This is a genomic window from Micromonospora sp. DT228 (assembly GCF_049841595.1).
Taxonomy (GTDB): Bacteria; Actinomycetota; Actinomycetes; order Mycobacteriales; family Micromonosporaceae; genus Micromonospora.
In genome coordinates, this window is the sequence record NZ_JBNCKO010000011.1 from 1 (window position 1) to 23,555 (window position 23,555).

Consider the following 23,555-nt stretch of genomic DNA (forward strand, 5'->3'; position numbering starts at 1 on the left):
AGCCAGACGAGCCCACTACGCCCGCCGCCTCAACCTCGAATTCCAACCATGATCACGAATGGCGGCTGTCGTACTAGACGAGTAAGTCTCAAGCTCAGTGGCCGAGTCTGCGCTGGAGGTAGTGGCAGGGCGAGGACGAAGGCGTCGAGGAGTCGGCGGATCCCGGTGACGGTCAACGCGATGATCTCCGGGTGCCGCCGGGCTGCTGAGCCGGGTGCTCGGTGCGGCCGGCGGGTCGGGTGTCCCACCAGCGTGGCAGATCCACGTCCGGCGTTTCCGGGCTGGCGAAGTGGAACGGCACGCCGCAATGCCGTGCGATCGCCTGGCCGTGCTCGATCGCCTGTTGCGCCTCCGGCCACGGCGGCACCTGCCCGTTGAACAGGCGGATGTCGCTGCCCTCTCGGAGCGTCGCCAACCGCACCTCGTCGACGTGATCGTGGTCTCGGCCCGGTCGGCTGACGATCGCCACCAGGTCGACGCACCAACCCCGGGAGTCGCCGTCCCAACAGGCTTCGACCGCGAGGATCGGTGCGGCGATGGCGTCGACCTTCGCGATGAGCTGCGTGGTCGTCGGCGGCGGTGGCTCGGGCGGCAGCAGGCCCTGTCGGTCCAGTTCGGCGCGTCGCTCGACCAGCAGACCCTGTGCCTCGTACAGGCCAGGTCGCGGTTGCGGTCCGCCTTCCCCGCGCAGGAGGAGGATCGCCTGGATCAGTCGATCCGTGCACAGGGCCTCGTCTATCTGCGTCAGCAGCCGTGGCTCTACCGCGTCCCACCAGCCATCGGGTGTCAGCACCCGGCCATTATCGTCGGGCGGCGTCCATGTTGGTGGACAGCGTCCCGCGCTGGGGTCGACGGCTCGGCGGGCCGCACCCCGGCTGCCGCGTGTGGCCCGAGCATCGATCGACCGAGAGGGTGCTCCGCCCGTTTCCGTCCGCGCGACGCCTACGGCTTTTATTTTTTGTCCCTTCGTGTGCTTGCGGCCACCGCTTCCTGCTGTGCTCACTTCTTCACGGTCGGCAGAGGGTGGCCAATTATGCGAGAGGTCCCGGCCATTTGTCGCCGTCGAGACCCGTGCGTCGGCGCAGTTCGCAAGCCCTGATGGCCCCGGGATTGACATAGGCGGCGATGAACATGGTGGTATCCCGGCGGGTGCGGCCCTGCGCTGATTACCCGACTGTCCTGGTCGGAGCCGCGCAGGGGGCCCTGCCGTCCGGGGAACCGCTCCCCGGGCACCGTGGCGCGACAGGTGGGCGATTTAGGATGGTTCAGGGACATCGTTCCACCGTTTGGGTGACCGGTCCGTTTCGGTAGGTGTGGTGCGATCCCGGGAAAGAACCGCGCCCGGACGTGCAACTTGCCGAATAGGAGCCGTTCGCATCGGTATCTTTCGACAATTGACGGTGCACCGGTATAGTGCCTCCAATTCCCCTGGAGCGTGCCGGAAGGCGTCTGGTCTGCGTGATGAAATCTGGGCTGGAAAGCGCGTCAACAAGCCCGCGCTTCGTCGGGCGGCAACCACAGTTGGCGCACATCAGGAGAGCCCAGGCCGCCGTGCTCAACCGTGGCTGGCAAATGGTCTGCGAGGTGGTCGGGGAGCCGGGCATCGGCAAGACGCGTTTCGTCCACGAGGCACTGGAACGGAACGTCCCCGCCGTCGCCTGGGCCGTCGGGACCTGCTCGCCGGATGAGCGAGGAGTTCCCTTCCACGTGTTCCGGCACGCCTTCACGGCGGGGCAGTCACCCCGACGCGGGCTGCCCGCCGGACGGTGCAGCGGGCAGACCTGGGCCGAGTCCGCCGCCGAGGTGCCGCCGGCGCCGGCGCGGGCCTCGGACGCCCAGCGGTTCCGGACCTACCAGTTGGCCCGTCGGCTGATCGGCCTGGCCGCCCGGGACGGTCTGGTGCTGGTCCTCGACGACCTGCACTGGGCGGACGCATCCTCCACCGGGTTGATCGCCCACCTGCTGCGGTATCCGGTGCCCGCCCCGCTGCTGCTCGTGCTCGTCTACCGCCCGCGGCAGATGGCGACCCCGATGCCGTTCGGCCCACCAGATCCCGGCGAACATGCCGATGCGGCGACGACGTCACGCGATCGGATCGAGCTGCAACCGCTCAGCCTCGCGGAGGTCGCGCTGCTGCACCCCTGCGTCGGCCCCGCGGAGATGCGCCCCCGGTACGACCTGACCGGCGGCATCCCCGGTTACCTGGCGGCGCTGCCGGTCGACCCCACCTCGACGGACGCCGATCCGACCCGTGCGACACCCGGTGCCCGGTTGTCCGACGCGTCGGTGGCCGAGTTGCGCCGCGAGTGGAGCGGCCTGCCCCCCGTCGACCTGGCCTGCCTACGGGCCGGGGCGATCGTCGACGCGCCCTTCTCCACGGATCTGCTCGCCGAGGTCGCGCAGGTCCCGGCGGCACTGGCGGTCGAGGTCGGCTGGCGGTTGGCCCGGCTCGACCTGATCCGCCGTGTCCCCGGCGCCGGACGGTTCGCCTTCCGGCACCCGGTGCTGCGCATGGCCGTCGCTCAGGACACCGACCCGGCGTGGCAGGCGGAGGCGTGCGGGCGGGCGCTGACCGCGCTTGTCGAGCTGGGCGCCCCACCCGCGGACCGGGCCCGCTACGCGGAGCGTCTGCTCGCCCTCCCGAACGGCCGCTGGGTCGACCGCTGCGTCACAGTGCTCTGCCGGGCCGCGCAGGAGGTCCGGTGCGAGACACCGGACCTGGCCATCCGCTGGCTGCGGCTGGCGCTGCGTGCGCTGCGGCCGACGGCGGGCCTGACGCAGCGTCGCCACGAGGTGTCACTCGTGCTCGCCCAGATCATCGGGGAGGGGGGTGACCTGGCCGAGAGCCGGGCGCTGCTGCAGGAGATCGTGCCGCTGTTCCCCGCCGACCCACTGGGACGACGGGCGCAGGCAGTGGCGCTCTGGGCGCGCGTGGAACGCCTGCTCGGCAACTACGCCGAAGCGGCGGCGATCAGCCGACGCGAGCTGGCCGCCCTGCCCGCCGAGGCCGGACCCACAGGTGGTTACCGACTCGCCACCGAGATCGGCGTCGCCGGCATCCTGGCCGGCCGCCCGGCCGCCGGGCTGCCCGACGTGCTCGGCGGAGATCTCGGCGGCTCCGGCGCGGACCGGGCCGGCCTGCTGGCCGTCCGCAGTCTGGCCGCCGTCCACGACGGTGCGCTCGACGACGCCCGGGGCCTGCTCGACGCCGGTGCCCGGATCGTCGACTCGCTGCCGGACGGGGACGTGCGGGACCACCCCGACTGCCTCACCGCGCTCGGCCTCACGGAGTTGTACCTCGAACGGCATGCCGACGCGGAACGGCACCTCGACCGTGGGCTGACGCTCGTCCGCGCCTCGCACCGCGACGACGGGCTGTGCCAGTTGCTGCTCGGCCGCAGTCAGGTGGCCTACCACGGCGGCCAACTGCCCATCGCCATCGGACTGGCCACCGAGGCGGGCATCGTCGCCCGACGCATCGGCAGTCACCACCTGTTGAGCTTCGCCCTGGCGTTCGAGGCGGAGGCGACGGCGTGGCGTGGTGGCCTGCGCGACGACGACCGGGCGGTGGCGCTGGCCCGCAGCGCCGCCGGCATCGCCACCGACCTCGCCACCTGGTGCGGGCGTACCGCCGCGACGGCGCTGGCGACCGCCGCGCTGCTGTCCGGTGATCCGGCGACCTGTGCCGACCTGGTGCGGTCGGCCGGCGGCGACAGCCGGCTGAGCCGTCTCCAGAGCACCCTCCGGCCCAGGTGGTTCGAGCTGCTCTGCGCCGCCGCCCTCGCCGCGGGTGACCTGACCGACGCCGAGCGGCAGGCGCGGCTGGCGCTGGCCGAGGCAGACCAGGTAGGGCTGCCCGGGCAGCGGGGCTTCGCCGAGTCCGCGTACGGCGAGGTGCTGCTCGCCCGCGGCGAGGCCGCGGCGGCGCTGCCGCACCTGGAGACCGCGGCCGACCTGTTCCGCTCCGGCGGGATGGCGCTCCGGCGCAGCCTCGCACTGGCCTCGCTGGCCCGGGCGGCAGAGGCCGCGGACCAGACCGGCCTGGCGGCGCGGGCCCGCCGCCGCGCGCTGGAACTGGCCGGGTGGTGCGGGACGGAACGGGTCGGTCTGCGGCTGGCCCGTCCGGTCGGCCCGCGCGAGGTCGCCGCCCTGACCGACCGGGAGTGGCACATCGCGCGGCTGGCGGCGACCGGGGCCACCAGCCGACTGATCGGGCGGCAACTGAACATCAGCCCCCGCACCGTCGAGGCGCACCTGACCCGCATCTACCGCAAGGCGGGCGTCGCCTCCCGGTCGGCTCTGGTCGCCTGGGTCGCTCGGCTCGATGACACCGATCGATGACCACCTCCCGGGCCGGATGACATCGTTTCGTGCGACGTCGACAGGCCGGGCAGCACGAGGCCGCGCCGCCACCGTCGTGGCCCCACAGCCGCTCACATACTCGACTGCATCGGGCGCGAATCCCGTGCACCGGTGGTGGATGGAGGACCAGATGCTGGGCAGTAGATCCGTCAGGAGCCCGCGTACCCTCACCGCGCCGGTGCCGGCGATGCCGTTCGCCGCCGCCACGGTGGCGCTGCTCGTGCTGGCCGGCTGTGGTGGCGAGCCGGTGGACGCGGCCACCCCGGCGCCCCAGGGTTCGGCGGCCTTCGGTCGGGACCGGGCCGCGCTCGTGCTCACCGCCTTCGACCAGGCCGACTCGGCGGCCTCGGTGGCCGGCGACGTCGAGGCGCTGCGGGCCCAGGAGGTCCCGCCCTCGCTGGACCTGAGCATCGCCGCGGTACGCCGGGCCACCTACAACCAACGAACGCAACCGTCCTTCCAGCACATCAACCCCGCCTTCGCGGTGCCGCCCGGCGACCCGGCCTGCTTCCTCGTCACGGCCACTCTGCGGCTGACCGGCTCGGAGCTGGCGCCGACCGACGTGAGCCAGTTCGTGCGGGGCGCCGACGGCCAGTGGAAGCTCAGCCACAACGTCCAGGTCACCCAACCGTCGCTTGTGGCCGCCCGGAGCATCGACGGCCGGCCGGCCACGGCGGGCGGGACCGCGCTTGACGAGACCAGTCGCCGGGCCCTCGCCGCCGAGGTGTTCGCCCGCAGCATCGGCTCCACGACGGGCAACCGGTCCCTCGTCGCGTCGAGCCCGCTGCTCGACGGCCAGTTCGCCGGCGGTTGGGAGGTCTACGGGCAGCAGCTCGCCGGTGTCGGCGCGGCGGCGCGGCGGACGATGGACCGGGCGGAGTGGTCGGACTGCGCGGTGGCCGTGCCGACCGGCACGCTCACCTTCCTGACGATCCACGCCACCGACACGCTGCGTCCCGCGCCCGGCGGCCCGGCCACCGTCCAGATGGTGCCGCAGAGCCCGGATCTGATCGCCACCGGTCATCGCACGGCGGTCCGCGGCACGTCGATCCGGGTCACCCGGGTGGAGACGTTCGTGCTGCTGGTTCCCCCGCAGGCCACCGGCACGTCGGTGCTGGGGCTCAACGACACCGCGCTGACCGTCACCGCCGGCTGACCTGCCATCGGGCGTCGACGACGCCGCCGGCGGCAGAAACCTGTGGCATCACTCGGATCGAACGCCCGGGACCGCGACGATGACAGCAGCCGTGATCGCCGGCGGGGCCGGCCGTCCGGCCACCAGGCTCGGGAGGAACCATGTGGCGTCCGCGCTTCCGATCGGATTACGTGCCGGTGCGGCTGCCCGACGGCCCGCTCGTGGTGCTGGGGGAGACCCGCAGCCTGCTCATCGACGACCCGGTCGCCGCGGACCTGGCCGACCAGCTCGACGGCGTCGCGCCGCTGGCCGACGTGGTGGCTCGGCTGGCCACCCGACACCCGGTCGCCGCCGTCGCCGCCGCCCTCGCCCGACTGCGCGACCACGGCCTGCTGGTGGCAGGTCCGGCGCACACCTCACCGGCCGAGGCCGCCGGCTGGGACGCCCGGGGTGTTCCACCCGAGGCCGGCCAACTGTGGATGGCTGGCGGGGCGGTCACCATCGTGGACCTCGGCGCGCCCCGGGTGGCCGAGACCGCCGACGCGCTGCGCGGCCTCGGGCTCGCCGTGACAGTGGTCGGACCGGACCAGACCGACCCCGACCCGGGCACCGCCCAGGTGCTGGTGCTGCCGTCGTCGATGCTCGACCCCCGCCTGGCGCTGGTCAACGACCGCCACCTGGCCGCCGGACGATCGTGGACGCTGGCCCGGCCGCACGGCAACGTCGTCTTCCTCGGCCCGCACCTGGTGCCGGGCCGCACCGGATGCTGGGCCTGCCTGCGGCAGCGGTGGCAGGAGAACGAACAGGTGAACGCCTTCCTCGACGGGCAGGAGCTGGCCGCTCCGCTGCCGCAGCCCGGCCGCGCGGTCCTGCCCGGACTTGCCACCATGGCCGCCGGGCTGCTCGCCGCCGAACTCGCCGTGCTCGCTGTCCGGGGCACGTCACCGCGCCTCACCGGCCGCATGGTCGCCCTGGACACCCGGGACCTGAGCACGGAGAGCCACCAGCTGGTACGCCAGCCGCAGTGCCCCGCCTGCGGCGACCCGGACCTCGTCGGCAAGGCCGAGCCCCGGATCGACCTACCCCCGAGCGGCGCCCAGCCCAGTCGGGGCGGGGAGTCCCGTACCCGGGAACCCGCCGAGGCGTACGCCGCGCTCGCCCACCACGTCAGCAGGTATCTGGGTGTGGTGAGTCGGCTGACCCCGCTGGAGGCGACCGACAACGGCGTCACCCACACCTACTCGGCCGGGCACAACTTCGCCCAGCCCCGCCAGCTCGCCGCGTTGCGCCGCAACCTGCGCGGGCAGAGCGGCGGCAAGGGCCGGACCGACCTGCAGGCCCGGATGAGCGCGGTCGGGGAGGCGGTGGAGCGCTACTGCGGGGTGTGGCGCGGCGACCGCCCGGTGCACCGGGCCACCTACCGGCAGCTCGGCCCGGACCGGGCGGTGCACCTGCGGGAGTTGCTGCTGTACTCGGAACGCCAGTACGCCGACCGGGACCGGCTCAACCGCGACCTGGGCCACCTGCACCGCGTTCCCCGCCCACTGCCCGACGACGTGGAGCTGGACTGGACCACGGGCTGGTCGCTGACCCGTCAGGCGCCGCGCGAGCTGCCCGCCGCGCACTGCTGGTACGGGCATCCGGAACTGACCGGGCTGGGGGTGTGCTCGGCCGACTCGAACGGCTGCGCGGCCGGCGGCACCCGGTCCGAGGCGATCGTGCAGGGCTTCTGCGAACTCGTGGAGCGCGACAGCGTCGCCCTGTGGTGGTACCACAGATCCCGGATGCCCGGGGTCGACCTCGCCTCGTTCGCCGACCCGTGGACCGCCGCCTGCGTCGACCACCACGCCACCGCCCTCGGCCGTGAGCTGTGGGCGCTGGACCTGACCGCCGACCTCGGCGTACCCACGTTCGCCGCGGTGTCCCGGCGGCTCGGCGCGGGGCCGGAGGACGTGCTTGTCGGCTTCGGCGCGCACCTGGACGCGCGGGTCGCGCTGACCCGGGCGCTCACCGAGGTCAACCAGTTCCTGCCCGCCGTGGCCGGACCGACCTCCGCTAACCGGTACGGCGTCGACGACCCGGACACCGCGCGCTGGTTCGGTGCCGTACGGGTGGCCGACCAGCCCTGGCTGGCCCCGGATCCCACCCGGACGCCGCGCACCGCCGTGGACCACCCGGCGCTGACCACCGGCGACGTCGGGGACGACGTGCGGCGGTGCGTACGCCGGGCGGAGCGGGCCGGCCTGGAGGTGATCGTCGTCGACCAGTCCCGTCCGGACGTCGACCTGGCGGTCGTGAAGGTCGTCGTGCCGGGCCTGCGGCACTTCTGGCGCCGGCTCGGTCCGGGCCGGCTGTGGGACGTGCCGGCCCGTCTCGGCCGGAACCCGCTGGCCGTCGACGAGACGTCGGCCAATCCGCTGAACGTCTTCTTCTAGTGAGGGACACGCAGATGACCAGCATGGTGGACCCGGTCGGTGGGCGGCCGGCGTGAGCGGCTCCGTCGGCGGTCCGCCGGTGCAGGAGTCGTACCGGCTGCGCCGGGACGCGGAACTGCGACTCGGGGAGGACGGCTCACTGACCCTGCGGCAGACCCGCTTCCAGCTCACCCTGGACCAACCGGGCATGGGCCGGCGGGCGCTGCTGCTGCGGCTCGCCGCCGACTGGGTCAACGACGTCGAGGTCGGCCGGCTGATCAGCGGGCTGGAGGGGGAGAACCGGGTGCTGCCCGCGCAGCTTCTGCTGCGCCGGCTGCTCGCCCACTCCTGGCTGGAGCGGCGCGTCCAGGTCGACGACCGGGCGCTGCTCGACCTGGTGCCCACCGGCCTGGGTCGGGGCAGTCTGCCGGAGAGCCGCCTGCACGCACCCGGGGTCCGCTACCGGCTCTCCCGCTTCGCCACCCTCCAGCACGAACACGGCATGCTGATGGCCGCATCGCCGCTGAGCACGATCGCGGTCGGCTGCGCCGACGCCGCCCTCGGCGCGGTGCTGGCCGCCGCCGTGCCGGGCGTCGGACCCGAGGCGGTGGCCCGCACGCTCGGCGTGCCGCCGGAAGCCGCCGGACGGGTGCTCGACGAGTTGGCCACCGCCCGGATCCTGGTCACCGACGCCGAGTTCACGGCGGAGTGCGACGACGCCCCGCTTGCCTACTGGTCGCCCGAGGAGTTGCGGCTGCACCACCGCTCCCGGGCCGGCCGGCACGCGCTGCCGGTGGGTGGCACCTACCGGATGCGGGAACGCTTCGCACCGCTTCCGCTGCGTCGCCCGTACGACGGGGGTCGGGCGGTCGAGCTGCCACTGCCGGACCTGGCGACCATCACCAAGGCGGACCCCGCGTTCAGCCAGGTCGTCACGGACCGCCGCAGCGTGCGCGACCACGACGACGCGGCACCGCTGCCCCTGGAGCGGCTCGCCGAGTTCCTGTACCGGTCGCAGCACACGAACGCCGTCGGCGAGACCGGTGGGCAGGAGGTCGGCCACCGGCCCTACCCGGGCGGCGGCGGAGTCTACGAGCTGGAGATCTATCCACTTGTCGCGCGCTGCGCCGGGCTCGACCCCGGGCTCTACCACTACGACGCGGTCGGACACCGGCTGGAGCCGGTCGCCGGCTGGGGGCCGGCCGCGGACCGGCTGCTGGCGTACGCCCGGGCGGCCGGCGCCCTGCCTCGGCCACCGCAGACGGTCCTGGTGGTCACCGCCCGGGTCCAGCGGCTCATGTGGAAGTACGAAGGGATGAGCTACGCCATGATTCTCAAGGACGCGGGTGTGCTGACCCAGCAGATGTATCTCGTCGCCACCGCCATGGGGTTGGCGCCCTGCGCTCTCGGCGCCGGGGACTCCCAGTCCTTCGCCGAGCTGTCCGGGCTCGACCCGCTCGTCGAGCCGAGCGTCGCCGACTTCCTGCTCGGCTCGCGCCGCTCCACCGGCCCGGCCGCGGCGGGGGGCCGGCCATGAAGTTCCGGCGGCAGGCGTTGCGCCAGTTGGAGGCGCCCGAGCAACTGGACCGGGCGGTACGGCTGACCACGGTGCCGAACTGGCTGGCCACCACCGCGCTCGTCATCGTCGTGGTCGCGGCGGGTGTCTGGTCGGTGCGCACGGTGGTGCCCCGGACCGTCGAGGCGGCCGGGGTGCTGATCCACTCGAACGGGATCTCGGCCCTCGACGCGCTCGACAGCGGCCAGGTCACGAAGGTGTGGGCGGCGCCGCACCAGCGGGTGCCGAAGGGCACCCCCCTCTACAGCCTGCGCACACCGGACGGCAAGGTACGGGTGGAGACCGCGCCGGGCGACGCGTACGTCGTGGCCTGGCTGGTCTCCGAGGGTGAGATCGTCACCCCGGGCACGCACCTGGCCGACCTGGAACGACTCGACACCGCCGGGGACGCGTTGCAGGCCGTCGTCTACGCCCCGGCCGTCGCCGCGCCGCTGCTGCAACCCGGGGTGTTCGTCGAGGTGGCCGCCGCGGCCGCGCCGCGCAACGTGTTCGGCACCCTGGCCGGCCAGGTGACCACCGTCGGCGCGTTTCCGGAGACCGAGGCCTCGCTGCGCGCCTTCCTCGGCACCGGGCCGGACGTCCGGCGGCTGCTCGCCCGCGGCAGCGTGGTCCGGGTGACCGTCGCCCTGGAGCCCGACCCGGCCGCCCCGGGCGGCCTGCGCTGGACCAAGTCCCCGCCGCCGTTCCAGCTCAACTCGGCAAGCGAGGTCACGGCGTGGTTCACGGTGGACCGGGAACACCCGATCGACTGGTTGCTGCGGCGATGAGCGCGCCGACGACAGCCGCCAGCGGCACGCCGGCGCTGCCCAGGATCCGGCGGCGACGCGTCCGTACGCCCACCCTGATCCAGATGGAGGCGGTGGAGTGCGGTGCCGCCGCGCTGGGGATCCTGCTCGCCCACCACGGACGGCACGTGCCCCTGGAGGAGCTGCGCCGGGTCTGCGGGGTGAGCCGGGACGGCTCCACCGCGGCCACCGTGCTCAAGGGCGCCCGCCGGTACGGGATGGTGGCCAAGGGTTTCCAGATGGACCTTGCCGGCCTGGCCACCGTGGCACTGCCGGCGGTGCTGTTCTGGCGGTTCGAGCACTTCGTGGTGCTGGAGGGGCTCGGGCGCAAGGTCTTCATAAACGATCCGGCCACCGGTCCCCGGGCGGTGAGCTGGGAGGAGTTCGACGGTGCCTTCACCGGCATCGTGCTCACCATGGAGCCCGGCCCGGAGTTCCGGCCCGGCGGCACCCGCTACCGGCTGGTGCGGGCGCTGGCCGAGCGGTGGCGCGGCCCCGGCTCGGCGATCGCGCAGATGCTGCTGCTCGGCCTGCTGATCGCCGTTGTCGGTCTGACCATCCCGGTGATGGCGAAGGTCTTCGTCGACCGGGTGCTGCTGCAGGAGGACCGGGCCGCGTTCGCCGGGCTGGTGGCGGCGGTGGCGGTGGCCACCGTGCTGACCTTCCTGGCCAGCCTGCTCCAGCAACGTCTGACCGTACGCGCGGAGACGGCGCTCGCCCTCGCCAGCGCCGCCCGGTTCTTCCGACATCTGTTGCGGCTGCCGCCGGCCTTCTTCGACCAGCGGCAGGCCGCCGACCTCAGCCAGCGGGTCCGCGGCAACGAGGTGGTCGCCGAGGTGCTGACCCGTCGGACGGCCACCACCGTGGTGGACACCGGCCTGGTGCTGGCGTACGGGGCACTGCTCTGCCAGTACGACCTGCTGCTCGGACTGTGCGCGGTGGTCCTCGCCGGGCTGAACGTCAGCGTGCTCCGCTATGTCGCCTCGACCCGGTCGACGGCAGTCGCCGGACTGCAGGCGGACCGCAGCAAGCTGGTGACCACCGTGTACACCACGGTTCAGATGATCGAGACGGTGAAGGCCGGCGGCGAGGAGGAACGCGCGGTGGCCCGGTTCGCGGCCCGCCATGCCACCGTCGCCAGCCGTCAGCAGCGGCTGGGGGTGCCCACCGCGGTGCTGTCCGTCCTGCCGGCGCTCCTCGCCTCGGCGACCACCGCGGTGCTGCTCGGCTTGGGCAGCCGGCAGGTCGTGGCGGAGGCGATGAGTGTCGGCGTGCTCGTCGGCATGCAGAGCCTGGCCGCCGCGATGAACCGCCCGTTGGGCAATCTGACCGCGCTGGGCTCGCGCCTGCAGGACATGAGCGCCGACCTCAACCGGCTGCGTGACGTGGAGCGGTATCCACTGCCGGCGGCCCAGGACCAACCCACCCGTCAGTTGACACCGATGGAGGGGCACCTGCGCCTCGAGGAGGTCACCTTCGGCTACAACCCGCTGGGCCGTCCCCTGCTGGAGAACTTCAGCCTGGACCTGCCGCCGGGGGCGCGGGTGGCGCTTGTCGGACGGTCGGGCAGCGGCAAGTCGACTGTGGGTCGGCTGGTCGCCGGTCTCTACCGGCCCTGGACCGGACGGGTCACCGTCGACGGCCTGGAACGGGCCGCGGCCGACGACGGTCTGTGGGCGGCCACCGTCGCCATGGTGGACCAGGATCAACGGCTGTTCGAGGGTACGGTCCGGGACAACGTCACCATGTGGGACCTCACGGTCGCGGACGAGGACGTCGTCACCGCGCTCACCGACGCGTGCCTCTACGACGAGGTCGCGGCCCGTCCGGGTGGCCTGGGCAGCCCGGTACGGGAGAACGCCCGCAACTTCTCCGGCGGCCAGCGGCAGCGGCTGGAGATCGCCCGCGCGCTCGTGCGCAACCCCCGGGTGCTGGTGCTGGACGAGGCCACCAGCGCGCTGGACGCCGAGACCGAACGCCGGATCGACATGCACCTGCGCCGTCGGGGGGCGACCTGCCTGATCGTGGCCCACCGGCTGTCCACCGTCCGCGACTGCGACCTGATCGTCGTGCTGGACGGCGGTCGGGAGGTCGAGCGCGGCACCCACGAGCACCTGGTCGCCCAGGACGGGGCGTACGCGCGCCTGGTCCGGGACCACTGACCACGACGAACCGAGGAGACGCTGATGAGTGGCGCGGTGGAGGATCCCCCGGCCGGCGGCCTGATCGGCTTCTGCGCGGACGGCGTACGCGAGGTCTGCCGCCTGGACGGTCCGGTGGCCGGCTGGCTGGTGGCCGGGGGCGAGGCCGACCTGTTCGCGGTGCGCCGGGCCGGGATGAGCCCCTCGCGTCGCCACCATGTGGCCCGGCTGCCCGCCGGTGGCCTGGTGCCGACGTCCACCGCGATCGGTGCGTGGCAGCTGATCCTGGTGCCGCTGCCCGGTACGGAGTTGCGCGGGCTGTCCCGGCGTCACCTGTCCCTGCTGGAGCGGCACGTCCGGCTCGGCCGGGTGGCGGACGAGGGGGTGTCGCTGCGGGCGCGGACCGCCGCGACGGAGCTGGTCGAGGCGGTGGACCTGGTGCTCGTCACCGTCGCCGACGCGTTGCGCCGGGGGCAGGCGCCCCGCGAGGCGTCCACCCTGTGCGGACGCGAGATCATCTCGCTGGCGCAGGGGAGCGCCCTCACCTCCACCGGTGGCGCCTGGTGGCTGCGCAGCGCCGGCGGACAGCTGCGCCGCAACGACGGTGGCCCGGCGGAGATGTCCGGGGAGCGGGAGCTGCTGCTGGTCACCGAGCGGGACTGGGTGGTGGCCGAGTCGCCGTGCGCGGTGGAGAGCCACGGGAGCTGGGACCTGCTTGTCAACGGTCAGCTCCGCTCGGCCGTCGACCAGCACGTGGCCCGGCTGTTGCGGATGGTGGAGACCCGGATCGAGGAGGCCGACGCGGCCCTGCTGAGCGCCGTGCGACGGCGCCGGCTCACCGACGCGGCGGTGCTCGCCGCGGCGGCCCGCCGGTCGATCGGGGTGATCGGCGCGGGCGGTGCGGTGCCGGTCCCGGACACCGAGGCCGGCTTCGACAGGTACGGGCGGGCGGCCTCGGTGCTCCGGGTGGTCACCGAGGGGATGGGCGCCCCGATCAACGAGCCGGCCGACCGCAGCCGCGCGCCGCTCGACGACCGGGCGGCGGTGCACGCGGTGACCCGGGCGTCCAGCCTGTTCCTCCGTGTCGTGCGGCTGCCGGACCGCTGGTGGCGGCGCGACCTGGGTCCGCTTGTGGGGTGGCGGGCCGGTGGTGACCCGGAGCACGCCGTGGCGGTGCCGCTGCTGTTCCGCCGCGGGCGCTACCACCACGTCGACCCGGACACCCGGGCGTACGCCCCGATCGACGCGACGGTGGCCGCGACGTTCGCCGCCGAGGCGACCGAGGTGCAGGCACCGCTGCCGCCGACCGCGCGGATGCGCCACCTGCTGCGGGCCGGGTTGGTCGGCGCGTCCCGTGACGTACGGGGTCTGCTGTTCGCCGCCGCCTGCGTGGCGGTGCTGGGCCTGGGCGTGCCGCTGGCCACCGGCGAGGTGCTCGGCCAGCTGGCCCGGCGGGGCGAGGTGAACGGGCTGGTCGGCTTCGTCGCGCTGATGCTCAGCGCGGCGGTGGTCGCGGGGCTGGTCGGCGTGGTGCAGAACCTGCGTCTGCTGCGGTTGGACGGCCGGTTGCAGTCCGGTGCGCAGTTGGCGATCTGGGACCGGCTCATGCGGCTGCCGGCCCGGTTCTTCACCGGCCGCAGCAGCGGTGAGATCGCCAACTCGATGTTGGGGATCTCGTTCGTCGGCGAGGCGCTGAGCGCGTTGCTGCCGCAACTCGTCTCGGCGGCCGCGACGGTCGCGGTGACCCTCGGCATGCTCCTGGTGGTCGAGCCCGTGCTCGGGCTGTGGGGAGCGGGGATCGTCGCCGTCACCATGTTGACCTTCGGCGCGTTCGCCGTCCTGATCGTCCGTCAGCAGCGGTCCGCGTTGCCGGCCGAGCACCGGGCGGCGGCGATGACCAACCAGCTGCTCGGCGGCATCGTGAAGATCAAGCTGGCCGCCGCCGAGACCCGGGCCCACGCGCGCTGGTCGGAGGTGGCCGCGACGGCCCGCGCGTCGCTGCAACGGGTCCGGCAGAGTCAGGCCGGCCTGGTCGCCTTCGGCACCGTGCTGCCGGTCGCCGGTCAACTGGTCCTGTTCGCCGTGCTGATGGGGCCGCTCGCCGGCCGGGTCGCGCCGGCCGACTTCTTCATCCTCAACGTCGGCTTCGCGATGCTGCTCGGCGCGCTGCTGGTGCTGGTGTCGGCCGGGGTCGAGGTGATCGCGGCGGTGCCCCGCCTCGGCAGCCTGCGGGAGATCCTGCGCGCCGAACCCGAGGCGCGTCCGGACCGGGTGGACCCGGGCGAGTTGCGCGGCGAGGTCGCGCTGCACCGGCTCACCTTCGCCTACCAGCCGGACGATCCGCCGGTGCTCGTCGACATCGACCTGCACGTACGCCCGGGTGAGTTCGTCGCCATCGTCGGACCGAGCGGCTGCGGAAAGTCCACACTGCTCCGACTGCTGCTCGGCTTCGAACGCCAGCAGCAGGGCGCGGTGCTCTACGACGGCCAGGACCTCTCCGAACTCGACGTACACGCGGTCCGCCGGCAGTGCGGGGTGGTCCTGCAGGACGGGCAGCTCTTCGCCGGCTCGGTACGGGACAACATCTGCGGCGCCGGCAGCTACCCCCTGGATCAGGTCTGGGAGGCGGCCCGGATGGCCGGCCTCGCCGACGACCTGGAGGCGTTGCCGATGGGGATGAGCACGATGGTGCCGTTCGGCGGCGGCACGCTCTCCGTCGGGCAGCGTCAGCGGGTGCTCATCGCCCGCGCGCTGGCGCCGCTGCCCCGGATCATCTTCCTCGACGAGGCGACGAGCGCACTGGACAACCGGACCCAGGAGGTGGTCAGCCGGAGCACCGCGGCCCTGGCCGCGACCCGGGTGGTCATCGCCCACCGGCTGTCCACGGTCCGTGCGGCGGACACCATCGTGGTCCTCGAAGCGGGGCGGATCGTCCAGCGGGGCACCTTCGACGAGTTGATGGGCGACCCGGAGGGGCTGTTCCACAGGTTGGCGCGGCGGCAACTGCTCACCGAACCGGAACGGGCCGACGCGGTGGAGCGGAGCCGGCAGGCCGACGGGCAGCCCGCGACGGGCTGACCGGTCGGTCAGCCGTTGTCGATGACCGTGCTGTCCTCCAGGCACACGTCCGTGTCGAGATGGTTCTCCAGCAGTTCGGCGACGTGCGCCTCCGCCTGGTTCTCCACGGCGAGTCGAAACGCCTCGGTGAGCACGTTCACCACGCCCTGGGTCAGCAGCAGGGTCTCCCGGTCGAGGTCGGCCCAGGACGACCGGGCGCCGCCGCGGACCAGCTCCGGGGCGAGGGCCAGCAGCCGGGCGGTGACGGCGGCCACCAGCTCGTCGGCCACCGGCCGGAGGCTGTCCAGCACCTCGCTGAGGGTCTGCAGGGCCGGCACCGTGCCGACGCGTACCCGATGCAGGTCCAGGGCGGCGCGCAGCGGGCGGGGCCGGACCGTGCGGACGGTGCCGTCGGTGGTCCGGCCGATCACACCGTGCCGGGTCAGCGCGTGGGCCAGTGCCGGACGGTCGGCGGTCAGGCGTTGCAGCATCGCGGTCAGTCCGTCGGGCGCCTCGTCACTGGCCCGGACCCCCAGCATCGCCTCGATGGACACCAGGTTGAAGCCCTGCCGCTGCAGGGCGAGGATCGCGTCCAGGCGGCGGACGTGGGAGTCGTCGTAGAGCGCGGCCCGACCGCGCCGCACCGGCGGGGGCAGCAGTCGCCGGGCCTGGTGGGCGCGGATGTTGCGCGGCGACATCCCGACCTTGCGGGCGAGTTCCTCCACGCTGTACCCGGCCGGTCCGCCGGGCGTCGTCGTCACCTCGTCGATGCTCACGATGGCCTCCGGCAGCACTCGGTGACGGAACACGGCACCCCGTCGAACCGCTGTCACTGCTGGCGGTCCGCCGATCGCAGCCTAGGTGCGGGCACCGGGCGGTCGACAGGCGAGGAATTACTACTTGTCCACAGTGGTGTCACTCATTAGAATTGCTCGCCCGCCGCAAGTCGCTGATTCTCAATTACCCGGCTTTCGCCGCAGCGCGACCTTTTCGCGGCCACATTCGATGAAATCCCCGCTCGGTGGGCGGACCGGATCCGCCGGTGACCCACGATGAGGTGAAATCGGCGGCCCGGACCCTCCCGCGCTGCCTGTCGCCGCCGCCGGCGGTCGACCATCGAAGGGAGCAGGGTGTGACACCTGTCGATAGAGCGGTCTTCGTGGCCGCGTACAGCCGGCTTGTCGCCGACGTCTGGGCCGACCCGGTCAAGGAGCAGGCGCTCGATCGGGACCCGCGCGGGTTCCTCGCCGGCTACGGGCTGCATCTGTCCGAGGATGTGCAGGTCCGGGTGGTGCGGGACGTTGCCGACGCCGATCCGGACCTGGAGGTGCAGATCGAGTCGTGGCAACTGGCGGGGACCACTGGCGTCTTCGTGCTCTTCGTGCCGTCGCTGCTGCCGGTGGCCCAGGCGGAGCTGGCCGAGGACGAGCTGGACAGCGTCGTCGCCGGCCTGGACCCCAGCTGCGCCTGCTGCTGCCCGTGCTGCTGCACCTGACACCGATGTCTGCCGCCCACCGGTTGGCGCGGCAGATTCTGATGGCAGAAAGCCGAAATCGTTGATTGTCGAACCTCGATCTTCGTAGCGTTCTCGCCACAGCGATCGACCCCCGTCCCACAGTGACCCGCGAGGAAAGGACCGAACGATGAGCAACGACGACCAGGAATATGGCGCGAGGTTCGTGACCAAGTACTCGGAACTGGTCACCGCGGTATGGCGCAGCGACGACGAACTACAGCGCCTGCTCGCCGACCCGACCGGCTACGCGACGGCGGCCGGCCTGCCGGTCGCCGCCGGCTCCCGGGTCGAGGTCGACCGCGCACAGCCCGCCACGCTCTACACCAAGGACCAGATCGTCGCCGACTGGGCCGGCACGCCCGGCCTGCACGTGCTGCACGTGCCGGAGGTGCCGCTCGTCGACCTCAACGAGCTGACCGAGGCCGAGTTGGAGAGCGTCGCCGGCGGCGTCGCCCCGATCGCCGACAACAACGTCAACATCATCGCCGTCCTCATCCTCTAAGTTCCCCACCCCCGCCGGGAGCCTCGATGACTGACACGACCGAGACCATCGCCTTCCGATCCGGCACCTACCGGACGGCCACCGTGGAGCAGACCTGGGAACGGATCGCCGGCCTGCTCGACAGGTTCCGGATCACCCGGGTCGCCGACATCACCCGGCTCGACGAGATCGGCCTACCGGTGCACGTCGCCTACCGGCCGGTCGGAGCCACCATGGCGGTGAGCGTCGGCACCGGCGCCACGGCGACGCAGGCCCGGGTCAGCGCGGTCATGGAGAGCATCGAGTCCTGGCATGCCGAGAACCTCCGGCCGGGGACCGTCGTCCGGTCCCCGGCCGAGGCGCTCGACCTTCGGTACGACGTCCGGTGGCTGCACCTGGCGGAACGGTCACCCCTGACCCCTGCCGTCGAACTCGACTGGGTGGCCGGCCGTGGGCTGGTGACCGGTGCGCGTTGCCTGGTGCCCCGCGCCACCATCGAACTCGACTTCACCATCCGTAGGGGCTGGGAACGCGCCCTGTTCACCCCCAGCAGCAACGGGCTCGCCACCGGGAACACCTTCGCCGAGGCCAGCCTGCACGCCCTGCTGGAGGTCATCGAACGCGACTGCATCGCCCCGTACTGCACCTCCCCGTTGGCCGAGCGCACCTACGCCGACCCGGGCACCGCCACCAACGCGATGACCCGCACCGTGCACGAGGCGCTGCTGCGGGCGGGTTGCTGGGTGGAGATCTGCGACATCACGAACGCGGTCGACGTGCCCTGCTACGCCGCGTCGATCTGGTCGGAGGACCTCCCGGTCACCTTCGGCGGCTTCGGTTGCCACGTGGACCCGGAGATCGCCGTCGGTCGGGCCATGTCGGAGGCGGCGCAGTCGCGGCTGGTCATGGTCTCCGGCGCCCGGGACGACATCGACGCCACCGCCTACCACGACGTGGGCGCGCCGCCGGTGCCACCTCCCACCGTCGACCGGCCCGTCCGGCCGGTCCGCCGGGACTCGCCACCCGTGGGGGACGTGACCCAGGTGCTGCGGGAGCTGGCGTCGCGGGTGCAGCGGGTCACCGGCGTCGAGCCGTTCAGCGTCGACCTGACGCACGACGACATCGGCATACCGGTGAGCAAGGTGTTCGCCCCCGGCCTGCGGATGTTCGACGAGCGGGCCCTGAGTATCCGACCAGGAGTGCCCCGTGACTGACGTCGTCTTCATCGGTCCGAGCCTGCCGGCCGACGAGGTCGGTCGGCTGCTGCCCGACGCGGTGGTGCTGCCGCCCGTCGCGCACGGCGACCTGCTCCGCCTGGACGTCGCCCCCGGCGACCGGGTCCTCGTCATCGACGGGTTCTTCCTGCAACACCCGCCGGTCCGCCACCGGGAGATCCTGCACCTGCTCGACCGCGGCGTGACAGTGGCCGGCGCCGCCAGCATGGGAGCACTGCGCGCCGCCGAGCTGTGGCCGTTCGGGATGCGGGGCGTGGGCGAGGTGTTCGAGCTCTACCGCGACGGGGTCGTCACGGGCGACGACGAGGTGGCGGTCGTGCACGGTCCCGCCGAGGAAGGCCACCGCGCGTTGAGCGTCCCGCTTGTGAACATCCGGGTCGCGCTGCGCCGCGCCGTCACGGCCGGCGTGCTCAGCGACGCCGAGGCCGAGCTGCTGCTGACCATCGGCCGGGAGCTGCCCTTCCGGCGGCGCTCGTACCGGGCGTTGGAGCGCAGCGCACCCCCCGAGGCGGCGGACGTCGTGCAGCGATTCCTGGCGTGGCACCGGCGGGAGCCCTCCGACGCCAAGGGCGCCGACGCTCGGCTGCTGCTGTCGATGGCGGCGGGCAACGCGCCTGAGCTGTGCCCCGCGCACGCCTCTGACAAGCCGATCGACAACCTGCACACCCGCTTCCTGGACAGTTGGCGATCGCGGTTCGCCGGCGCGTCGGTCGGCGGGCACTGGGTCAGCGACCGGGAGGCCGCGGCGGTGCTGATGCTGCTGCACCCCGAGGCGACCCTCTGGCACCGGCGGGGGGTGCTGGCCGGGCTGGCCGAGGTCGACATCGACGACCCGACTGTCGAACAGCGTGCCCGCGAGGTGGCCCGCCGGCGAGGGCTGACCGCTGGGTTGCCGACCGGGTGGGACTGGCTCACCGACCGGGAACGGGACCTCGGCGACAGCGAGGCGGTGCTGCGGATGTTGGTGCGGGCGTTCGGCACCACGCCGTACCGCAGCCTGGCGCTGTGGATGGTCGCGGCGCCGCTGCGTACCCCCGCGTTGCTCGCCGCGGCGCGGCAGGTCGCGGCGACCGCGGCGTCGCTCAACGAGACCCTCGTCCCGCGGACGACGGGGCGCCGCCGGCCGGGTGGTCGGCTGCACTTCCGCACCGAGGTCGTCGACGCGTGCTTCGCGCGGCTGTGGGGCTGCGCCGTCGACGGACTGGAGGCGGCGGCGTGGGACCGGGGGTTCGTCGACCTGGCGGCGCTCCGGTACGCCGCCGAACCGCTCGTCGCGTACGTCAAGGCGTTCGGTGCCCCGCGACTGCCCGCGGTGGCCACGTACGCGCAGGAGGACACCCTGGCCGGTACCGCGGCCCGGGTTGGCTGAGGAGGAATCGATGAGCGGCACGGTGAAGGCGGCACTGATCTACCCCCCGCTTACCGATCCCACCTCGGGATACCACTCCCTGAACTACCTCGACTCGTACGCCCGGGCGCAGGGACACCAACCGGCGGAGATCATCGACGCCAACATCGAGGCGTTCCACCACTCCTACACCCCGTCGGCGTACGACTGGCTCCGGCGGGAGCTGTCCCGGGTCTCCACAAAGGACCTCAGCGGCCCGGACGCGCTGATGGCCCGGGCGAACCAGCTCGGCCTGCCCGACCCCGACCCGGAGCGGCTGCGCCGGTCGATCGGGGTGTTGCAGGACCCGACCCTGTTCTACGACTACCGGCACTACCAGGACGCCGTCGAGGGCGTGATCTCCTGGATGGACGCCCTCGGCACGGTCGGGTTCCCCGGGCAGTTCCACGCCGGCTTCCGGCTCCACCCGCCACCGATGATCTCGATCGGCTCGGTGGCCGCCCTTACCGACGAGGCGCTGCTCGCCCGGCTCAACCGGCCCTTCCAGCCGTACTACGAGGACGTGCTGATCCCGCGGCTGGCCGCCGCTGGAAACCAGGTGATCGGCATCAGCGTCACCTACCAGTGGCAGCTGCCGTTCGCGCTCTGGATCGCCCGACTCGTGCGGCGGGCCTGCCCGGACGTCTTCCTCATCGCCGGTGGCACCGAGATCTCCGACGTCTGGAAGTGCGCCAGCAAACCCGAGTACGTCTTCCAGGTGCTCGCCGACTTCGACGCGATAGTGGTCGGGGAGGGGGAGAGCGCGTACGCGGACATCCTGGACGCGGTGCAGACCGGCACCCTGCCGGCCGGGCACCCGAACGTCCGGCTGCACCCGAAGTACGGCCGCCAGCGTCAGCTACCCCTGCGTTACGAACGCCTGGCGCAGGTGCCGGTGCCGGACTTCTCCGGCCTGCCCTGGGACCTCTATCTCAGCCCGGAGCGGTTCGTCTACTACTCGCCGAGCCGAGGCTGCTACTGGAACAAGTGCACGTTCTGCGACTACGGGTTGAACACCGACGGTCCCACCAGCCCGTGGCGGCAGGGCACGGTGGACACCATGGTCGCGGACGTCACCGAGCTGTCGAAGTTCGCCAAGTTCATCTACTTCTCGGTCGACGTGCTCGCTCCGGCGACAATCCTGCGGTTCGCCGAACGGGTCGTCGAGCGCGGGCTGGACTTCCGCTGGGGCGCCGAGATCCGGCTGGAGAAGTACTGGTCGGACGAGCGCTGCGAGCTGCTGCGGCGCAGCGGCTGCGTGGCCATCTCGGTCGGCTTCGAGTCCGGCAACCAGCGCGTCCTCGACCTGATCGACAAGGGCACGAAGCCGGAGCAGGCGCGACGCACCATGATGTCGATGACCAAGGCGAACATCGGTGTGCAGATGATGGGCTTCACCGGTTTCCCCACCGAGACCCGCGAGGAGGCGCTGGACAGCGTCAATTTCCTGCGGGACAACCCGGACCTGTGGACCCTCGGCGGGCTCGGCGACTTCATGCTGACGCCGGGCGCCATCGTCGCCAAGGAGCCGGACCGGTTCGGCATCACGAACGTACGACCGGTGGAGGGATCGGACATCGTCCGGATGCTGAAGTTCGACGAGCCGGTCACCGAGGCGGCGCAGGCCGAGGTCGCCCAGGCGAAGGCCGGCCTGAACCCCGGTCACTACCACCGGCCGTGGCTGGGCGCCACCGACACCCCGCACACGTTCTTCTACCACGACCGGTACGGCACGGCGGTGCGTGGCGTCCTCGCCAACGACCGGGTACGCCACGACACCGACGACCAGACCCAGTTCCTCGCCAACGGCACCTTCGTGGACCGCGACGACGAGCAGGTGTGGGAGGCGTACCGGCGGATCCGCTCCGACGAGCAGGACGGCGTACCCGGCGACCTGCCGGCGGACCGGCACCTGTTCCGCCGCATCGACGGTCAGGTGTTCGCCCTCAACCGCAGCAGCCGGCTGTTCCTGGATCTCTTCAGCGCGCCGCTCACCCTCGCCGAGGCGCAACGCCGACTCTGGATCGTCGAACCGACGGTCGCCGACCGGGTTTGGCGGACCTTCATCGGGCAGCGGTTGATCCGTCGGCATCAACTCCCGGCCGACCGGTAGGGCCGGTGGGGGCGGCGCGATCCGTCGCCGCCTCCCGAGGCCCCCGCACTCAGTGGCCGGACTCGCCGGGTGCGTCGTCGCGCCGAACAGCCCAGCCGGGTCAGGGCCTCTGGTCGGCCCGGGTGGCGATGACCTGTCGGGCCGCCGGGTGGTCGCCCAGGAGTGCGACAAGGCCGCTGCTCCCGTCCACCCGCACCAGCGCGCCGTCGGGCAGGACTGTCGTCGCGTCCGGGACCGCCAGGACGGCCGGGAGGCCCTGCTCGCGGGCGACGATCGCGGCGTGCGAGAGGAGGCCGCCGATCTCGGTGACGACCGCGGCGACCACGCCGAACAGTGGGGTCCAGGCCGGATCCGTGGTGCGGCAGACGAGGACGTCACCGGGCCGCACCCGAGCGAAGTCGGCGGGGCCACGCACCACGCGCGCCGGCCCGGTGGCGCGACCGGGGCTGCCGGGCGTACCGGTGCGGGCCTGACCGCCCTCGCCGCCGACCGGGGGCGCGGGAGGGAGGGCGCTGGTGACCGGGCGCGACTGGAGGAGCCAGATCCGGGAGCCGGCGATCGCCCACTCGACATCCTGCGGGCCACCCAGCAGGTCGTCGGCCTGCCGGCCGAGCTGCGCGAGCCCGGTGAGCTGGTCGTCGGTGAGACAGAAGCGCTCCCGGTCGGCCGGTGCCACCTCGCGAGTGACCGTGCGGTCGACCCGGGTCTCCTTCGTGCCGAGCGACCGGTGGGTGATGTCGCCGCCGGAGAGCGTCCACGAGTCCGGGGTGACGTGGCCGCTGACCACGCTTTCCCCCAACCCCCAGGACGCCTCGATCCGGATGTCGTCGCCGGTGAACATCACCCCGGCGACGTCCGCGTCCACCAGGCGTTGCACCAGCACGGCGACCTCCGGGGACCGCGTGTCGCCCTGCCGACGCCGATATTCCACGGCACGCTCGGACCACAGCGACGACCAGCACCCGCGGACGGCGTCCGCCACCTGTTCGGGGCCGCGCACGCCCAGGAAGGTGTCGTGCTGCCCCGCCGCGGTGGCGTGGGCGGTGTCCTCGCTCGTCGCCGACGACCGCACGGCAAGGTAGCCGCCCCCGATCCGCGGCAGCGCCTGAGCGATCTCGTCGATCAGCTCCGCCGGGAGGCCGTCGTCGGTCTCCTGGTAGGCGGTGGTCGGCACCACGAACCCGGGCGGGACCGGCATGCCCGCGCGGAGGAGCCGGGCGAGCGCGGCGGCCTTGCCGCCGGACGTCGCGGGTTCGGCGTCGGTCAGGTCGATGAGCAACGGGGCCCCCTTCACGCGTGGGGAGCCTACCTGGACCCGGATGAGGGGCTGACCTGCGCCGAGTGCGCCACGTT

15 protein-coding genes are annotated in these 23,555 nt (G+C 73.0%); 12 read left to right on the forward strand and 3 right to left on the reverse strand.

All coding sequences use genetic code 11. From position 1 onward, the window contains the following. Positions 1 to 172 precede the first annotated feature (172 nt). A complete protein-coding gene (locus ACLQ29_RS21855; protein WP_425773348.1) occupies positions 173 to 793 on the reverse strand; it encodes a hypothetical protein in 621 nt (206 codons plus the stop codon). Positions 794 to 1,461: 668 nt separating this feature from the next. On the opposite strand from ACLQ29_RS21855, the gene ACLQ29_RS21860 reads away from it, so the two are divergent. From ACLQ29_RS21860 to ACLQ29_RS21890, 7 genes are all read left to right on the forward strand, one after another. Further along, positions 1,462 to 4,341, forward strand: coding sequence for an ATP-binding protein (locus tag ACLQ29_RS21860; protein WP_425773349.1), 2,880 nt, complete (start codon positions 1,462 to 1,464; stop codon positions 4,339 to 4,341). A gap of 151 nt (positions 4,342 to 4,492) precedes the next feature. Beyond that, the gene (locus ACLQ29_RS21865; RefSeq protein ID WP_425773350.1) at positions 4,493 to 5,518 is read left to right on the forward strand and encodes a hypothetical protein; all 1,026 of its coding nucleotides are present in this window, start codon (positions 4,493 to 4,495) and stop codon (positions 5,516 to 5,518) included. Between the two features lie 140 nt (positions 5,519 to 5,658). Then, positions 5,659 to 7,932, forward strand: coding sequence for a TOMM precursor leader peptide-binding protein (locus tag ACLQ29_RS21870; protein ID WP_425773351.1), 2,274 nt, complete (start codon positions 5,659 to 5,661; stop codon positions 7,930 to 7,932). A gap of 52 nt (positions 7,933 to 7,984) precedes the next feature. After that, positions 7,985 to 9,448, forward strand: a complete 1,464-nt coding sequence (locus ACLQ29_RS21875) for a SagB/ThcOx family dehydrogenase (RefSeq protein ID WP_425773352.1) — start codon at positions 7,985 to 7,987, stop codon at positions 9,446 to 9,448. Beyond that, complete coding sequence (locus ACLQ29_RS21880) at positions 9,445 to 10,254, forward strand: hypothetical protein (RefSeq protein ID WP_425773353.1); 810 nt, start codon at positions 9,445 to 9,447, stop codon at positions 10,252 to 10,254. Before ACLQ29_RS21875 ends, ACLQ29_RS21880 begins: the two co-directional genes overlap by 4 nt. Then, on the forward strand, positions 10,251 to 12,434 hold the full coding sequence (locus ACLQ29_RS21885) for an NHLP family bacteriocin export ABC transporter peptidase/permease/ATPase subunit (protein ID WP_425773354.1): 2,184 nt from the start codon (positions 10,251 to 10,253) through the stop codon (positions 12,432 to 12,434). The genes ACLQ29_RS21880 and ACLQ29_RS21885 overlap by 4 nt, the downstream gene beginning before the upstream one ends. 24 nt (positions 12,435 to 12,458) lie before the next feature. Beyond that, positions 12,459 to 15,491 (forward strand): ATP-binding cassette domain-containing protein, encoded by a 3,033-nt coding sequence (locus ACLQ29_RS21890; RefSeq protein WP_425773355.1) that lies wholly within the window; start codon positions 12,459 to 12,461, stop codon positions 15,489 to 15,491. 8 nt (positions 15,492 to 15,499) lie between these two features. Here the strand turns inward: ACLQ29_RS21890 and ACLQ29_RS21895 are convergent, their stop codons facing one another. Then, positions 15,500 to 16,246, reverse strand: coding sequence for a MerR family transcriptional regulator (locus ACLQ29_RS21895; RefSeq protein WP_425773356.1), 747 nt, complete (start codon positions 16,244 to 16,246; stop codon positions 15,500 to 15,502). 356 nt (positions 16,247 to 16,602) lie between these two features. Between ACLQ29_RS21895 and ACLQ29_RS21900 the strand changes: the two genes are divergently transcribed. The 5 genes from ACLQ29_RS21900 to ACLQ29_RS21920 all read left to right on the forward strand — a co-directional run bounded on the left by ACLQ29_RS21900 (position 16,603) and on the right by ACLQ29_RS21920 (position 22,202). Then, positions 16,603 to 16,965 carry a hypothetical protein gene (locus ACLQ29_RS21900; RefSeq protein ID WP_425773357.1) on the forward strand — a complete coding sequence of 121 codons (363 nt, stop codon included), beginning with the start codon at positions 16,603 to 16,605 and terminating at the stop codon, positions 16,963 to 16,965. A 148-nt stretch (positions 16,966 to 17,113) separates the two neighbouring features. Beyond that, on the forward strand, positions 17,114 to 17,488 hold the full coding sequence (locus ACLQ29_RS21905; protein WP_393246266.1) for a class IIb bacteriocin, lactobin A/cerein 7B family: 375 nt from the start codon (positions 17,114 to 17,116) through the stop codon (positions 17,486 to 17,488). A gap of 26 nt (positions 17,489 to 17,514) precedes the next feature. Continuing rightward, on the forward strand, positions 17,515 to 18,681 hold the full coding sequence (locus tag ACLQ29_RS21910; protein ID WP_425773358.1) for a YcaO-like family protein: 1,167 nt from the start codon (positions 17,515 to 17,517) through the stop codon (positions 18,679 to 18,681). Further along, positions 18,674 to 20,071, forward strand: coding sequence for a TfuA-like protein (locus ACLQ29_RS21915; protein WP_425773359.1), 1,398 nt, complete (start codon positions 18,674 to 18,676; stop codon positions 20,069 to 20,071). The genes ACLQ29_RS21910 and ACLQ29_RS21915 overlap by 8 nt, the downstream gene beginning before the upstream one ends. Positions 20,072 to 20,081: 10 nt before the next feature. Beyond that, positions 20,082 to 22,202: a B12-binding domain-containing radical SAM protein gene (locus tag ACLQ29_RS21920; protein ID WP_425773360.1), complete on the forward strand. Its 2,121-nt coding sequence runs from the start codon at positions 20,082 to 20,084 to the stop codon at positions 22,200 to 22,202. 100 nt (positions 22,203 to 22,302) lie between these two features. Here the strand turns inward: ACLQ29_RS21920 and ACLQ29_RS21925 are convergent, their stop codons facing one another. Beyond that, entirely contained in the window at positions 22,303 to 23,496 is a 1,194-nt protein-coding gene (locus ACLQ29_RS21925) for a PEP/pyruvate-binding domain-containing protein (protein ID WP_425773361.1), read from the reverse strand. Positions 23,497 to 23,555 lie beyond the last annotated feature (59 nt).

Excerpts from the sequence above, each read along its gene's own strand:
- ACLQ29_RS21905 (WP_393246266.1), top strand. The coding sequence starts at position 17,114 with ATGAGCAACGACGACCAGGAATATGGCGCGAGGTTCGTGACCAAGTAC.
- ACLQ29_RS21860 (WP_425773349.1), top strand. The coding sequence starts at position 1,462 with ATGAAATCTGGGCTGGAAAGCGCGTCAACAAGCCCGCGCTTCGTCGGG.
- ACLQ29_RS21865 (WP_425773350.1), top strand. The coding sequence starts at position 4,493 with ATGCTGGGCAGTAGATCCGTCAGGAGCCCGCGTACCCTCACCGCGCCG.
- ACLQ29_RS21910 (WP_425773358.1), top strand. The coding sequence starts at position 17,515 with ATGACTGACACGACCGAGACCATCGCCTTCCGATCCGGCACCTACCGG.
- ACLQ29_RS21880 (WP_425773353.1), top strand. The coding sequence starts at position 9,445 with ATGAAGTTCCGGCGGCAGGCGTTGCGCCAGTTGGAGGCGCCCGAGCAA.
- ACLQ29_RS21890 (WP_425773355.1), top strand. The coding sequence starts at position 12,459 with ATGAGTGGCGCGGTGGAGGATCCCCCGGCCGGCGGCCTGATCGGCTTC.
- ACLQ29_RS21885 (WP_425773354.1), top strand. The coding sequence starts at position 10,251 with ATGAGCGCGCCGACGACAGCCGCCAGCGGCACGCCGGCGCTGCCCAGG.
- ACLQ29_RS21870 (WP_425773351.1), top strand. The coding sequence starts at position 5,659 with ATGTGGCGTCCGCGCTTCCGATCGGATTACGTGCCGGTGCGGCTGCCC.
- ACLQ29_RS21920 (WP_425773360.1), top strand. The coding sequence starts at position 20,082 with ATGAGCGGCACGGTGAAGGCGGCACTGATCTACCCCCCGCTTACCGAT.